We start from the raw sequence: 15,998 nt of genomic DNA, 5'->3' as shown, positions 1-15,998 counted from the left end.
GATGCGAACGCGACACTTGCACACGGGGGACNCCACCAGATNATCGCGCGCAGCAGTTTCGCCGCCGCAGGCCGGGGCCAGGGCGTTGTGGGGGACTCACAAAGGCGGATGCGGATCAGCTCGTGTCGGGGTGGAGCACGCTGTCGGCCAGCAGATAGATGTCCGACAGGACCGGCCAGGCCGGATCGGATTTTGCTTTTTCTGCGTCGTCCGGCGCGGGCGGCAGGCCGAGCGGGCTTTGGCGCTCTGCGCGCCTGGCCTTTTGCCGGGCGATCCAGCGGGCAAGGCGCTGGGCTTCGCCGTCAAGATTGGTAAAGGCGCGGGCCAGCGCGTGGGCGCGGTGCCGGTACCGGGTTNCGAAATCTGGGCGGGTCACGCTGCGCGGCTCAGGCTCGGGCGGCGGAATGTAGGGGCGGGCGTTTTCGTCCATCACCGAGATGCGCGGGCAGTCTTCCGGTCTCAACAGCGGGCGCGGATCCTTCGGGCGGGTGGCATCGGCCAGTTCCGCTTCGATCAGTGCGAAGCGGGGCGTGTCGGGCTTGGTGGCTTTGCGGGTCGTCTCATCCGGGCGCGCGGCGGCGGGGCCAGCAGGCGNAGCGCTGGCCGGGGCGGGCAGCTCGATCCGCAGCGCCTTCAGATAGATCACCCGGCGCAACAGCATTTCGGCGGTCTGCAACAGGTCAAACCCCCGCTGTGCCATCGCCCGGCCTTGCCCCACCAGCGCCATNAACGGCCCCAGCAAATCCCCCACCATCAGATAGGCAAACAATTCCAGTTCGCTCGGCTGCTCGGGCGTCGGCAGATCGGGATCGGTCTCGAATTCCATGCCTGCCAGTATCGCCCCGTCTCGGCGGAGGGGGACACGTTTCCCGAACTATTTCGCAAGCGCTTGATTTGATTGGGANCAGGGGATGAGCNGGTTTGTGGGATAGGGGAGGCTTGTGCGCATNGATGATTCGTGGTGGAGAACTCACAGGCTTTGTAAGTCCCGATTTCGCAAACTCGTCATTCTTNCCGGACGCGAAATTTGCCGTTGCCACGGGCCGTCCTGCCGGGTCTGGTGCCCACCCTTGACATTTTATGACTCTGGGGGGTTGCAGGGTTCCACAAGAAGCGTTAACAAGCGCCCCTTGACGGGAGTTCTCTGATATGCATCGGGGGCCTCCCGTTTTCCTGTCCTAGACCATAGGCCCCACCATTTGGAGGGATAAAGACAGTCCACTGTCACCTATGCAGACGGGGTGAGGCGTATAAACGGTTCGGAAACAGGGGGTTAGCGCTCTTTGTTGAAAAGCCGGGCAGGCCAATCCCTGGGCAGGCGCTGGAAGGCTTCGGCCAGAAGGCGATTACCAGGGCGGCCGGATGGTCCGGGCGCCTCAAACTGGAGACCCGCTATGGATAAAGCTGGAAAAACAGTGGCTCTCGAAACCCTCAAGGGGGTTTTTGGCGAGTCCGGTGCTGTCGTCGTGACGCACTATACCGGTCTTACCGTTGCGGAAATGACCAAGCTGCGCGGCATGCTCCGCAAGGATGGCGCACAGCTTAAGGTGGTCAAGAACCGTCTCGCGAAAATCGCACTTGACGGTAAAGGCGGTGATGCCGCCCAGGCCCTGTTCCAGGGTCCTGTGGCGATTGCCTATTCTCCCGATCCGGTGGCGGCTGCGAAAGCGGCTGACGAGTTTGCCAAGGAAAATGACAAGCTCGTAATCATCGGCGCGTTGATGGGTGAGGAAGTTCTCGATGCCAATGGCGTCGAAAGCCTCGCGAAACTGCCATCTCTCGACCAGCTTCGTGGCAAGCTTGTTGGCCTCCTGCAGGCACCGGCGACGAAAGTTGCTGGCGTCGTTCAGGCACCGGCTGGACAGCTCGCTCGCGTGGTGTCGGCTTACGGCTCCAAGGATGCCGCATAAGACACCCGTTTTCGCACATTAAAGACTACAAACACCGAACCTAACAGGAATTAGAAAAATGGCAGATCTCGAAAAGATTGTCGAAGACCTCTCCGCCCTCACCGTTCTCGAAGCGGCTGAGCTGGCAAAACTGCTCGAAGACAAGTGGGGCGTTTCCGCCGCTGCTCCGGTTGCTGTCGCAGCCGTCGCAGGTGGTGACGCTGGCGGCGCTGCTGCCGCTGAGAAAGACGAGTTCGACGTTATCCTGACCGGCGCTGGCGACAAGAAGATCAACGTGATCAAGCTCGTCCGCGAAGTTCAGCCGTCCCTCGGCCTGAAAGAAGCNAANGAGCTCGTNGAAGNNGCTCCNAAAGCNGCTNAANGAAGGCGCNNCNAANGNAGAAGCNGAAGAGCTNAAGAAGAAGTTCGAAGAAGCCGGCGCAACNNTCGAGCTCAAGTAAGCTCCGGCGACTTCAAANCCGGGCGGCGTTCGCGCGAGGCGNTGCNCTNTCAAAGNCTTGCGCGGCGGTNTCATTNNGNGGCCGCCGCGAACTCGCGTTCTGGCGATANAGTNNTCAGCCCGGTGGCTGNCGACACAAAAAATGGGATCCTGGGATGGCACTCTCCTTCACGGAAAAGAAACGTATCCGCAAATCCTTCGGGCGCATTCCCGAAGCCATCGAAATGCCAAACCTGATCGAGGTTCAGCGCGAAAGCTACGAACACTTCCTCCAGATGCACACGCCCGCTGAAAAGCGGACGGATGATGGCCTGGGCGGTGTGTTCAAGTCCGTGTTCCCGATCACTGACTTCTCCGAGCGGGCGACGCTCGAATATGTCTCTTACGAATTTGAAACGCCGAAATTCGACGTGGAAGAGTGCGTCCAGCGCGACCTGACCTATCAGGCGCCGCTGAAGGTTCGCCTCCAGCTCGTCGTGTTCGATGTTGACGAAGATACCGGCGCTCGCTCCGTCAAGGAAGTGAAAGAGCAGGAATGCTATCTCGGCGACATCCCGCTGATGACCGACAAGGGTACGTTCGTCGTGAACGGCACCGAGCGCGTGATCGTGTCCCAGATGCACCGTTCGCCGGGTGTGTTCTTCGACCACGACAAGGGNAAGACCCATGCGTCCGGCAAGCTGCTGTTCGCGGCCCGCATCATCCCGTATCGCGGGTCCTGGCTNGACTTCGAGTTCGACGCGAAAGANGTTCTGAACATCCGGATCGACCGCAAGCGCAAGCTGCCGGCGACCACGATGCTTTACGCGCTGGGCTATGACACCGAGCAGATCCTCGACCTGTTCTACACCAATTCCATCTACCGCCTCGACAAGGCTGGCTGGATCACCGGATTCCGCGCCGATGCGTGGAAAGGGGTGAAGCCGGAATTCGACCTGGTCGACGCGAAAACCAACAAGGCTGTTGCCGAAGCCGGCAAGAAGATCACCGCCCTGAAGGCCAAGCGTATCGCTGAAGCCAACACGGACGAGATCCTGGTGCCGTCTGACGCGCTGGTCGGNAAATTCCTGGCCCGCGACGTGGTGAACACCGAAACCGGTGAGATCTTCGGNGAAGCCGGCGACATGCTGGAAGAGGAAATGCTCGCCGANATGCGCGAGTATGGCATCGACACGATCGAAGTGCTCGACATTGACGCCTCNGGCCGTGGCCCGTGGCTGCGCAACACGCTGAAGGCGGACAAGAACGAAACCCGTTTCGAGGCCTTGTCCGACATCTACCGCGTGATGCGTCCGGGCGAGCCGCCGACCCAGGAAGCGGCTGATGCCCTGTTCGGCCAGCTCTTCTTCGATCCGGAGCGTTATGACCTGTCCGCTGTTGGCCGCGTGAAGATGAACATGCGCCTGAATGTCGGCGTGCCGGGCTATGAAGCTGCGGCAGACGACATGCGCGTGCTGCGCCATGAAGACATCATCGGCGTCATGAAGGTNATCCTCGACCTGAAAGACGGCAAGGGCGAAGTCGACGATATCGACAACCTCGGCAACCGCCGCGTTCGNTCNGTCGGTGAGCTGATGGAGAACAATTACCGCATCGGTCTCGTGCGCATGGAGCGCGCGATCAAGGAGCGTATGGGCTCTGTCGATATTGATACGGTGATGCCGCATGACCTGATCAATGCGAAGCCGGTCGTGGCATCNGTCCGCGAATTCTTCGGNTCNTCGCAGCTGTCCCAGTTCATGGACCAGACCAACCCGCTGTCAGAGATCACGCACAAGCGTCGTCTCTCCGCGCTTGGGCCGGGCGGCCTGACGCGTGAGCGCGCTGGCTTCGAAGTCCGCGACGTGCACCCGACGCACTATGGCCGTATCTGTCCGATTGAAACGCCGGAAGGCCCGAACATCGGTCTGATCAACTCATTGGCCACGCATGCCCGCGTCAACAAGTACGGCTTCATCGAGAGCCCNTACCGGAAGGTCGTGAACGGCAAGCAGACCGATGAAGTGGTTTANCTGTCCGCCATGGAAGAGAGCATCTATTCCATCGCCCAGGCGAATGCGACGGTTGACGCTGATGGCCAGCTGGAAAACGAGTTCGTCAACGCCCGCGTGGCTGGCGAAGCGACCATGGTTTCCCGCGATGACATCCAGTACATGGACGTGTCGCCGAAACAGGTTGTCTCGGTNGCTGCCTCGCTGATNCCNTACCTCGAAAACGATGACGCCAACCGCGCGCTCATGGGATCGAACATGCAACGTCAGGCTGTGCCGCTGGTCCAGTCCGAAGCGCCGTTCGTCGGCACCGGCATGGAAGCCGTTGTGGCCCGCGACAGCCGCGCCGCCATCACGGCCCGCCGCTCCGGTGTGGTCGAGCAGGTCGACGCGCTGCGCATCGTGGTTCGCGCCACCGAAGATCTCGAAGGCTCCAAGTCGGGCGTCGACATCTATCGCNTGGCNAAGTTCCGCCGTTCGAACCAGAACTCCTGCATCAACCAGCGCCCGATCGTGCGCGTGGGCGACGTNGTCTCCAAGAACGACATCATCGCTGACGGCCCGTCGACGGANCTGGGTGATCTGGCNCTTGGCCGGAACGTGCTCGTCGCGTTCATGCCGTGGAATGGCTACAACTTCGAGGACTCCATCCTGATCTCCGAGCGGATCGTGAAGGATGACGTCTTCACCTCGATCCACATCGAGGAATTCGAAGTCGCTGCCCGTGACACCAAGCTGGGGCCGGAAGAAATCACCCGCGACATCCCGAATGTCGGCGAGGAAGCNCTCCGCAACCTCGACGAAGCCGGCNTCGNGGCCGTGGGCGNCGANGTGAAGGCTGGCGACATTCTCGTCGGCAAGGTCACGCCGAAGGGCGAAAGCCCNATGACGCCGGAAGAGAAGCTTCTCCGCGCCATCTTCGGTGAGAAGGCGTCCGATGTTCGTGACACCTCCCTGCGTGTGCCTCCGGGCGANGCCGGTACGGTTGTGGATGTCCGCATCTTCAACCGCCACGGCATCGACAAGGACCAGCGTGCCCTTCAGATCGAGCGTGAGCAGATCGAGAAGCTGCAGGAGGACAAGGAAGACGAACAGGCCATCCTGGAGCGCAACACCTATAACCGTCTGCGCGACCTGCTGATCGGCAAGGAAGCTGCGGCCGGGCCGAAAGGCTTCACGCCGGGCAAGATCTCTGCCGCTTCCCTGGAAGACCTCACCGAGACCCAGCTCTGGGATATCGCCCTGAAGTCCGAAAAGGCACAGGCCGAACTCGACGCGCTGCGNGANCAGTTCGACGGNTCGATCCAGGAGCTGGAAGCNCGCTTCAACGACAAGGTTGAGAAGGTCCAGCGCGGCGATGACCTGCCACCGGGCGTGATGAAAGTCGTCAAAGTGTTCCTGGCCGTGAAGCGCAAGCTTCAGCCGGGCGACAAGATGGCTGGTCGCCACGGCAACAAGGGGGTTATCTCCAAGATCAACCCGCAGGAAGACATGCCGTTCCTCGAAGACGGTACGCCGGTCGATATCGTGCTGAACCCGCTGGGCGTTCCGTCCCGGATGAACGTTGGTCAGATCCTCGAGACCCACACAGGCTGGGCCTGCCGTGGTCTTGGCCGGATCATCCAGAACGCGCTCGAAGAGTTCCAGCAGAACAATGACGTGGAAGGCCTGCGCGCCGCCCTGAAGACCGCCTATGGCGAAGAGCAGGAGCTGCCGGGGGAAGATGGCGAGATCATCGAACTCGCCGGAAACCTGCGCAATGGTGTGCCGATGGCAACGCCGGTGTTCGATGGTGCCCGCGAAAGCGACATCAACGCGATGCTGGAACGTGCCGGGCTCGACTCCTCGGGTCAGGTCAACCTGTTCGATGGCCGGACNGGCGTGAAGTTCTCGCGTCCTGTCACCGTCGGCTACAANTATCTCCTCAAGCTTCACCACCTGGTGGACGAGAAGATCCACGCCCGTTCGACCGGACCATACTCACTCGTTACGCAACAGCCGCTGGGTGGTAAGGCCCAGTTCGGTGGTCAGCGCTTCGGGGAGATGGAAGTCTGGGCGCTCGAAGCCTATGGCGCAGCCTACACGCTGCAGGAAATGCTGACCGTGAAGTCCGACGACACGGCCGGTCGCGCCAAGGTCTACGAGGCCATCGTCCGCGGCGACGATACGTTCGAAGCCGGTATTCCGGAAAGCTTCAACGTGCTCGTCAAGGAGATGCGGTCCCTCGGCCTGAACGTCGAGCTGATCGAGGAAGGAAGTGATGGCGATAGTGACGAGGAAGCCCCCGTCGCCGCCGAGTAGAGCTGATACCAAACCGGACTGCCCCGCTGGACTGGCGGGGCAGATCGGTCGAAACTGAGATTTCATAGGGCAGGGGCCCGCCAGCCCCATAACAACCGCCCACCCAAGGAGCAGACACCCATGCGCCAGGACGTCGCCAGCATTTTCAACCCGAATACCCCGTCGCCGACTTTTGAGGCGATCCGGATCTCGATTGCCAGCCCGGAAAAGATCCGGTCCTGGTCTTCGGGCGAGATCAAGAAACCTGAAACCATCAANTACCGGACCTTCAAGCCGGAGCGGGACGGTCTTTTCTGTGCCCGTATCTTCGGACCGACGAAGGACTATGAGTGCCTCTGCGGCAAGTACAAGCGCATCAAGTATCGCGGCATCACCTGTGAGAAGTGCGGCGTTGAAGTGACCCTGGCGCGCGTGCGCCGNGAGCGCATGGGCCACATCGACCTGGCTGCACCGGTTGCCCACATCTGGTTCCTGAAGTCGCTGCCGTCCCGGATTTCCGCGCTGCTGGACATGGCGCTGAAGGATGTGGAGCGCGTGCTCTACTTCGAGAGCTACATCGTGGTCGAGCCGGGCCTGACCGAGCTTGAGCCGCTGCAGCTGCTCACCGAAGAAGAATACATGGACAAGCAGGACGAGCTTGGCGAGGACGCGTTCACCGCCATGATTGGTGCGGAAGCCATCCGCGAACTGCTTCAGGGCCTGGACCTGCCNGTTCTGGCCGAGACGCTGCGCGAGGAACTCGCCGAGTCGACGTCCGAACTGAAGACGAAGAAGCTGTCGAAGCGCCTGAAAGTGGTCGACGCCTTCCTGATGTCGCGCGCCAAGCCGGAATGGATGATCATGCAGGTCATCCCGGTGATCCCGCCGGATCTGCGCCCGCTGGTGCCGCTGGACGGTGGCCGCTTCGCGACCTCTGACCTCAACGACCTGTATCGCCGGGTGATCAACCGGAACAACCGCCTGAAGCGCCTGATGGAGCTTCGCGCGCCGGACATCATCATCCGGAACGAAAAGCGGATGCTGCAGGAATCNGTCGACGCCCTGTTCGACAATGGCCGTCGCGGCCGNACCATCACGGGCACCAACAAGCGCCCNCTGAAATCGCTGTCCGACATGCTGAAAGGCAAGCAGGGCCGCTTCCGTCAGAACCTGCTCGGTAAGCGCGTCGACTATTCCGGCCGTTCGGTCATCGTGGTTGGCCCGAGCCTGAAGCTGCACGAGTGTGGCCTGCCGAAGAAGATGGCGCTGGAACTGTTCAAGCCGTTCATCTATGCGCGCCTCGACGCCAAGGGCCTGGCCGGTACGGTCAAGGCGGCGAAGAAGCTGGTCGAGAAGGAAAAGCCGGAAGTCTGGGATATCCTGGACGAGGTGATCCGCGAGCACCCGGTTCTGCTGAACCGCGCGCCGACGCTGCACCGTCTGGGGATCCAGGCATTCGAGCCGAAGCTGATCGAAGGCAAGGCCATCCAGCTTCACCCGCTGGTCTGTGCCGCGTTCAACGCCGACTTTGACGGTGACCAGATGGCCGTGCACGTGCCGCTGAGCCTTGAGGCCCAGCTGGAAGCGCGCGTCCTGATGATGTCCACCAACAACATCCTGTCGCCAGCGAACGGCAAGCCGATCATCGTTCCGTCTCAGGACATTGTTCTGGGTCTCTACTACCTGTCCCTGGACCGCGATGGCGAGCCGGGCGAGGGCATGATGTTCACGGACGTCGCAGAGATCGAACAAGCCATCGACAACGGCCTCGTCAGCCTGCACTCCAAGGTGAAGGCGATGTATGAGGGCGTGGATGATGAGGGCAATCCGTGGCGCCGCGTGATCGACACCACGCCGGGTCGCTTCATGATCGCCAACATCCTGCCGCGCATGAAGGGCATCCAGCCTGACCTCGTCAACACGACGATGACCAAGAAGACGATCTCCAAGATCATCGACGAGGTCTATCGCCTGTGCGGACAGAAGGCGACGGTGATCTTCTGTGACAAGATGATGGAGCTGGGCTTCCGCGAAGCTGCGAAAGCCGGCATCTCGTTCGGCAAGGATGACATGGTCATCCCGGCCGCCAAGCAGAAACTGGTCGACGCAACCAAGGAACAGGTTTCCGAGTACGAACGCCAGTATGCTGATGGTCTGATCACGCGTGGTGAGAAGTACAACAAGGTGGTCGACGCCTGGTCGACCTGTACCGACAAGGTTGCTGACGCCATGATGGACTCGGCCGCCGAGGCACAGGCTGCCAAGGGCGACCGCAAGGCCCAGGTCAACTCGATCTACATGATGGCCGACTCCGGTGCGCGGGGTTCGAAGAACCAGATGAAACAGCTGGCCGGTATGCGCGGCCTGATGGCCAAGCCGTCGGGTGAGATCATCGAGACGCCAATCATCTCGAACTTCAAGGAAGGTCTGACCGTTCTTGAATACTTCAACTCGACGCACGGTGCCCGTAAGGGTCTGGCTGATACGGCTCTGAAGACGGCGAACTCGGGTTACCTGACCCGCCGTCTCGTTGACGTGGCTCAGGACTGCATCATCAACGAAGATGATTGCGGCACGGAGAATGGCATCGACATCTCTGCTGTCCTGGAAGGCGCCGACGTGGTCGTCTCCCTGGCAGAGCGCATCCTGGGCCGTGTGACGGCTACGGACGTGAAGAATGTCGACGGCGAGCTGGTCGTTCCGGCCAACACCTATATCGACGAAGAACTGGCCGATACGATCGAGAAGGCCGGTGTCGATATGATCAAGGCACGTTCGCCACTGACCTGCGAAACCAAGAACGGCATCTGTGTCCAGTGCTACGGTCGTGACCTGGCGCGCGGTACTGTCGTCAACCGCGGTGAAGCGGTTGGTGTCATCGCGGCCCAGTCCATCGGTGAGCCGGGTACACAGCTCACCATGCGGACGTTCCACATCGGTGGTGCGGCGCAGGTGGCGGACCAGTCCTCTGTCGAATCGAGCTTCGAAGGCACGATCCGCTTCAAGGATGCCGAGTTCGTGACCCGCAAGGACAAGACGCTGGTTGTTGTCGGCCGCCGTATGCAGGTGGAACTGGTGGACGGCGACGGCCGTACCCGTCAGTCCTTCCGCCCGGCCTATGGTACGCGCCTGATGGTGAAAGACGGTGAGAAGGTGACAGCCGGTACGCTGCTCGCCGATTGGGACCCATTCGCCCAGCCAATCGTTTCCGAAGTCAGTGGACAGATCAAGCTGGTCGACGTGATCGACGGCGTGTCCGTTCGCGAAGAGACAGACGAAGCGACGGGTATCTCCTCGCGCGTCATCATCGACTGGCGCTCTGCGACCAAGTCGGCTGACATCAAGCCGTCCGTCCAGATCGTTGGCGACAATGGCGAGCCGGTGAAACTGCCGAATGGCAGCGATGCGGTCTATCTCCTCTCCGTCGGGGCCATCCTGTCTGTCGGCGACGGCGACACGATTGCCGCCGGTGACACGATTGCCCGTGTCACGACCGGTGGTGCGAAGACCAAGGATATTACCGGTGGTCTGCCGCGTGTGGCTGAACTGTTCGAAGCGCGTCGTCCGAAGGACCACGCCATCATCGCGGAAGTCGACGGCAAGGTCGTCTACGGTCGCGACTACAAGAACAAGCGCCGCGTCTCCATCGTTCCGCTGGAGGAAGATCGGGAGCAGATCGATTACCTGGTGCCGAAAGGCAAGCACCTTGCCGTTCAGGATGGGGACTTCATCAAGCGTGGTGAATACCTCATGGACGGTAACCCGGCCCCGCAGGACATCCTGCTGACGCTGGGCGTCGAGGCGCTGGCCAACTACCTGATCGACGAAGTGCAGAAGGTCTATCGCCTGCAGGGCGTGCCGATCAACGACAAGCACATCGAAGTCATCGTGCGTCAGATGCTGCAGAAGGTGGAAATCACCGATCCGGGCTCCACGGGCCTGATCAAGGGCGAGCATGTCGACGTGATCGAGTTCGAACAGGCCAACGAAGCGGTACGTAAGTCCCGCAAGAAGGACCAGGAAGAGGCGAAAGCCATTCCGCTTCTGCTCGGTATCACGAAGGCGTCCCTGCAGACCCGCAGCTTCCTGTCGGCTGCCTCGTTCCAGGAAACGACCCGCGTCCTCACCGAGGCGGCGATCATGGGCAAGGTCGACACGCTGGAAGGTCTCAAGGAGAACATCATCGTCGGCAGCCTGATCCCGGCCGGTACCGGTGGTGGCATCCGCCAGTTCCGCCGCGTGGCTGCCGATCGCGACAACAAGCTCCGCGCCAAGCGGGCTGCTGCTGCGGCCAAGGAGCAGGAAGCGCTGGAAACCCCGGCCGCCCTGCCGGCACCAGAAGCCGAGACACCGGCCGAATAGGCCAGCTGTCCAGCTTGAACCCAATTGGAAAGCCTGCCAGTTTCGGCAGGCTTTCCTGCGTTTGGGGCAGGAAGTCCCGACCCATCGGAGTGCCTCATGCGAGACAGCCATTTTGACCGGAAAGACATGATCGGGGCCGCCTGCGCCGTGCTGGCCATTGGGGTGATTGCGTTCCTGACGCTGGATTCGTGGGCCCGCAGCGACTGCCGCGACCTGTTGCGGACCGGCGATTTCGAGTCTTCGGAAGGGGAGGTGACAGACCCTGATCTGGCGGCTCTGGAGGCCCGCCTCCGGGCGGGTGAGGGGTCTGATGCAGAGACGGCCTGCGTGCAGCGGATCGGTTTGCCCTTTTGACCAGACCGTCACGGCACCGAAACAGCTGTAGCCAGACAGCAGCATGCCCTTGACGCCAGCGCCTGAGAGGCTTACACGCCACCAATCGCCAGAGAGGCGGAAGGCTTGAAAAGGCTGACTGCCGCACCGGAACAGGTGGTTTCGGTCAATCTGGCCCCCAAGTTTTCGTCCGTCCCGGAGGCCAATCGCGGCATTCGGGGCACAATCCGTTACCGGCCCATCGGGCCATTTGATATCAGAAGAGACAGAAGGCCCGAATGCCAACGATTCAACAGCTCATTCGCAAGCCGCGTCAGCCAAAGCCGACGCGTACCAAGACACCGGCCCTCAAGGCCTGCCCACAACGCCGCGGCGTGTGCACGCGCGTTTACACGACGACGCCTAAGAAGCCGAACTCCGCGCTTCGTAAAGTGGCCAAGGTTCGCCTGACGTCTGGTTTCGAATCGCTGTGCTACATTCCGGGTGAAGGCCACAACCTGCAGGAGCACTCTGTGGTGCTGATCCGCGGCGGCCGTGTGAAAGACCTTCCGGGTGTGCGCTACCACATCGTGCGTGGTGCCCTCGATACCCAACCAGTCAAAGACCGTAAGCAACGTCGTTCGCACTACGGTGCGAAGAAGCCGAAATAAGGAAGCCGAAGCATGTCTCGTCGTCACTCCGCTGAGAAGCGCCAAGTTCTTCCGGATCCGAAGTTCAAGGACGTGGTTGTTTCCAAGTTCATGAACCAGATCATGCGCGACGGTAAAAAGTCCGTTGCCGAGCGTATCGTTTACGGTGCGTTTGACCTCGTCGAAGGCCGCGCAAAGAAGAACCCTGTCGAGGTTTTCCACGAAGCACTGGAAGCTGTTGCCCCGGCTGTTGAGGTTCGCTCCCGCCGTGTTGGTGGTGCAACCTACCAGGTTCCGGTTGAAGTCCGTACTGAGCGCCGTCAGGCCCTGGCCATTCGCTGGCTGGCCGCTGCTGCTGCAGGCCGCAACGAGAACACCATGCGTGAGCGCCTCGCTGGCGAACTGATGGATGCCTCCCAGGGCCGCGGCAACGCCGTGAAAAAGCGGGAAGACACCCACCGTATGGCAGACGCCAACAAGGCGTTTTCACACTACCGCTGGTAATCAGCACTGGAACTGAGGAGCGATTGCGGGTAACGCGCCCGAAAATCGCTCCGAACTTCCTCCCGGAAACCAGACACGAAGGTTTATCTCATGGCCCGCGAATACACGCTGGATCGCTATCGTAACTTCGGCATCATGGCTCACATTGATGCTGGTAAAACGACCACGACCGAACGCATCCTCTACTACACCGGTAAGTCTCACAAGATCGGTGAGGTCCACGATGGCGCCGCCACGATGGACTGGATGGAGCAGGAGCAGGAGCGTGGCATCACGATCACGTCCGCTGCGACCACGACGTTCTGGTTCCGCACCGAAGACGGCAAGACGCCGACTGGCATCTATGGCGACACGCCAGAGGAAGCCAAGTTCCGCTTCAACATCATTGATACGCCCGGACACGTTGACTTCACCATCGAAGTCGAGCGCTCCCTGGCTGTTCTGGACGGCGCGGTCTGCGTGCTGGACGCGAACGCCGGTGTTGAGCCGCAAACCGAAACCGTTTGGCGCCAGGCTGACCGCTACAAGGTTCCGCGCATCGTGTTCGTCAACAAGATGGACAAGATCGGCGCTGACTTCTTCAACTGCGTCGAGATGATCAAGGACCGCACCGGTGCGATCCCGGCTCCGATCCAGATGCCGATCGGCGCTGAGAACGAGCTGGAAGGCCATGTCGACCTGATCACCATGAAGGAATGGGTTTGGGCCGGTGAAGATCTCGGCGCAAGCTGGGAAATCCGCGACATCCGTCCTGAGCTGAAGGACAAGGCTGAAGAGATGCGCGCTGAGCTCATCGAAATCGCCGTCGAAATGGACGACGCCGCGATGGAAGCCTATCTGGAAGGCAACGAGCCGGACGAAGCCACGCTTCGCACGCTGATCCGGAAGGGCACGCTGAGCCTGTCCTTCGTGCCGGTTCTGTGTGGTTCCGCGTTCAAGAACAAAGGTGTCCAGCCGATGCTGAACGCCGTGATCGACTTCCTGCCAGGTCCGCTCGACGTGCCGCCTTACATGGGCTTTGCACCGGGCGACGAGGACGAAGTCCGCAACATCGAGCGTAAGGCTGACGACAGCCAGCCATTCTCCGGTCTTGCCTTCAAGATCATGAACGACCCTTACATGGGTACGCTGACCTTTACGCGGATCTATTCCGGTACGCTCTCCAAGGGCGACAGCTTCATGAACTCCACGAAGGGCAAGAAAGAGCGCGTCGGCCGTATGGTCATGATGCACTCCAACAAGCAGGACGAGATCACGGAAGCCTTCGCAGGTGACATCGTGGCCATCGCCGGCCTGAAGGAAACCACGACCGGTGACACGGTCTGTGATCCGAACAAGCCAGTCGTTCTGGAAACCATGACCTTCCCGGATCCGGTGATCGAGATCGCGGTTGAGCCGAAATCCAAGGCTGACCAGGAGAAGATGTCGGTTGGTCTGCAGCGCCTCGCCGCAGAAGACCCGTCCTTCCAGGTCGAGACGAACCACGAATCCGGTCAGACGATCATGAAAGGCATGGGCGAGCTTCACCTCGACATCCTGATCGACCGCCTGAAGCGCGAATTCAAGGTTGAGGCCAATATCGGTCAGCCGCAGGTGGCTTACCGTGAGAAGATCGGCCGCGGNGCAGAGATCGACTACACGCACAAGAAGCAGTCCGGTGGTACCGGTCAGTTTGCTCGCGTCAAACTGGAGTTCGAACCGCTCGAATCAGGCTCTGGCTTCATCTTCGAAAGCAAGATCGTCGGTGGTGCGGTTCCGAAGGAATACATCCCGGGCGTCGAAAANGGNCTNGANAGCGCCAAGGAAAACGGCCTTCTGGCTGGCTATCCGGTTACGGACTTCAAGGCCACGCTGGTCGATGGTGCGTTCCACGATGTGGACTCATCGGTTCTCGCCTTCGAAATCGCGTCGCGCGCTGCGTTCCGCGAACTGAAAGGCCAGGGCGATCCGCGCCTGATGGAACCGGTCATGGCAGTGGAAGTTGTCACGCCGGAAGACTATATGGGTGACGTGATTGGTGACCTGAACTCCCGTCGGGGTCAGATNCAGGGATCCGAGCCACGCGGCAACGCTGTCGCGATCAAGGCCTTCGTCCCGCTGGTCAACATGTTTGGTTACGTGTCTGACCTTCGCGGCATGTCGCAGGGTCGCGCCCAGTTCACGATGCTCTTCGATCACTATGATGAAGTGCCNCGTGCCGAAGCCCAGAAGATCATTTCGGAAGTCGCTGGTTCTTAAGCAATTGTGGCCGGATATCCGGCCCTGAATTTAGACTAAAGGAGAGGCCCGATGGCCAAGGCAAAGTTTGAACGCAACAAGCCGCACGTCAACATCGGCACGATTGGCCACGTTGACCACGGCAAGACGACGCTGACAGCAGCGATCACGATGACGCTTGCAGAGCAGGGCGGTGGTGAGAAGCGGTCCTATGAGGACATCGACTCCGCGCCGGAAGAGAAAGCCCGCGGCATCACGATCAACACGGCGCACGTGGAATATGAGACGGAAAACCGTCACTACGCCCACGTGGACTGCCCGGGACACGCTGACTACGTCAAGAACATGATCACGGGTGCTGCCCAGATGGACGGCGCGATCCTGGTTGTGAACGCGGCTGATGGCCCGATGCCACAGACCCGCGAGCACATCCTGCTGGCGCGTCAGGTCGGCGTGCCGGCCCTGGTTGTCTTCCTGAACAAGGTTGACCAGGTTGACGATGAAGAGCTGCTCGAACTGGTCGAGATGGAAGTTCGCGAATTGCTGTCTTCCTACGACTTCCCGGGCGACGACATTCCGATCGTAGCCGGCTCTGCGCTGGCAGCTGTTGAAGGCCGCGACGACAATATCGGCAAAGAGAAAGTTCTCGAGCTGATGGCGGCTGTCGACGACTACATCCCGACGCCAGAGCGTCCGCTGGACAAGCCATTCCTGATGCCGGTCGAGGACGTGTTCTCGATCTCCGGCCGGGGTACGGTTGTGACCGGCCGCGTTGAGCAGGGCGTCATCAAGGTGGGTGAGGAAATCGAGATCGTCGGTATCCGCGACACCGTGAAAACGACCTGTACCGGCGTTGAAATGTTCCGCAAGCTGCTCGACCAGGGCCAGGCTGGCGACAACATTGGTGCGCTGCTGCGCGGTATCGACCGTGAAGGCGTTGAGCGTGGTCAGGTCCTGTGTAAGCCAGGCTCCATCACGCCGCACACCACGTTCGAGGCAGAAGCCTACATCCTGACGAAAGAAGAGGGTGGCCGTCACACGCCGTTCTTCTCCAACTATCGTCCGCAATTCTACTTCCGTACGACGGACGTGACGGGGGTTGTGACCCTGCCGGCCGACAAGGAAATGGTTCTGCCAGGCGACAACGTCAAAATGGACGTCGAGCTGATCCAGCCAATCGCCATGGACCAGGGCCTGCGCTTCGCGATCCGCGAAGGTGGCCGTACCGTCGGCGCCGGCGTGGTCTCCGCGATCAAAAAGTAAGACTTGCCCCCATCAGGCAAGACCGAGACAAGGCCGTCCCATCCGGGGCGGCCTTTTTTCTTGGGGGGCG

At 60.9% G+C, this 15,998-nt stretch carries 8 protein-coding genes and 1 pseudogene; all 9 read left to right on the top strand.

The annotated features are described in order from the left end of the window. The first annotated feature begins 1,394 nt into the window (after positions 1-1,394). Complete coding sequence (gene rplJ, locus CBB91_RS06225) at positions 1,395-1,910, top strand: 50S ribosomal protein L10 (protein ID WP_035551236.1); 516 nt, start codon at positions 1,395-1,397, stop codon at positions 1,908-1,910. Between the two features lie 58 nt (positions 1,911-1,968). Next, positions 1,969-2,350 (top strand): annotated as a pseudogene (rplL, locus tag CBB91_RS06220) (50S ribosomal protein L7/L12). A gap of 154 nt (positions 2,351-2,504) precedes the next feature. Then, positions 2,505-6,641, top strand: coding sequence for a DNA-directed RNA polymerase subunit beta (gene rpoB, locus CBB91_RS06215; RefSeq protein ID WP_273012863.1), 4,137 nt, complete (start codon positions 2,505-2,507; stop codon positions 6,639-6,641). A 120-nt stretch (positions 6,642-6,761) separates the two neighbouring features. Continuing rightward, positions 6,762-10,982 (top strand): DNA-directed RNA polymerase subunit beta', encoded by a 4,221-nt coding sequence (gene rpoC / locus CBB91_RS06210; protein WP_273012861.1) that lies wholly within the window; start codon positions 6,762-6,764, stop codon positions 10,980-10,982. A 96-nt stretch (positions 10,983-11,078) separates the two neighbouring features. Continuing rightward, entirely contained in the window at positions 11,079-11,336 is a 258-nt protein-coding gene (locus CBB91_RS06205; RefSeq protein WP_272983685.1) for a hypothetical protein, read from the top strand. 257 nt (positions 11,337-11,593) lie between these two features. Then, on the top strand, positions 11,594-11,965 hold the full coding sequence (gene rpsL / locus CBB91_RS06200; protein WP_027837380.1) for a 30S ribosomal protein S12: 372 nt from the start codon (positions 11,594-11,596) through the stop codon (positions 11,963-11,965). Between the two features lie 12 nt (positions 11,966-11,977). Next, complete coding sequence (rpsG, locus tag CBB91_RS06195) at positions 11,978-12,448, top strand: 30S ribosomal protein S7 (protein WP_027837381.1); 471 nt, start codon at positions 11,978-11,980, stop codon at positions 12,446-12,448. Positions 12,449-12,538: 90 nt separating this feature from the next. Then, on the top strand, positions 12,539-14,686 hold the full coding sequence (gene fusA, locus CBB91_RS06190) for an elongation factor G (protein WP_273012858.1): 2,148 nt from the start codon (positions 12,539-12,541) through the stop codon (positions 14,684-14,686). Positions 14,687-14,737: 51 nt separating this feature from the next. Beyond that, positions 14,738-15,928 (top strand): elongation factor Tu, encoded by a 1,191-nt coding sequence (gene tuf / locus CBB91_RS06185; protein ID WP_272983375.1) that lies wholly within the window; start codon positions 14,738-14,740, stop codon positions 15,926-15,928. Positions 15,929-15,998: the final 70 nt, after the last annotated feature.

This window comes from Hyphomonas sp. TMED31 (assembly GCF_002172815.1).
Taxonomy (GTDB): Bacteria; Pseudomonadota; Alphaproteobacteria; order Caulobacterales; family Hyphomonadaceae; genus Hyphomonas; species Hyphomonas atlantica.
The sequence above is the reverse complement of the archived record's forward strand: the minus strand, read 5'-3'. Positions and strand labels throughout refer to the sequence as shown.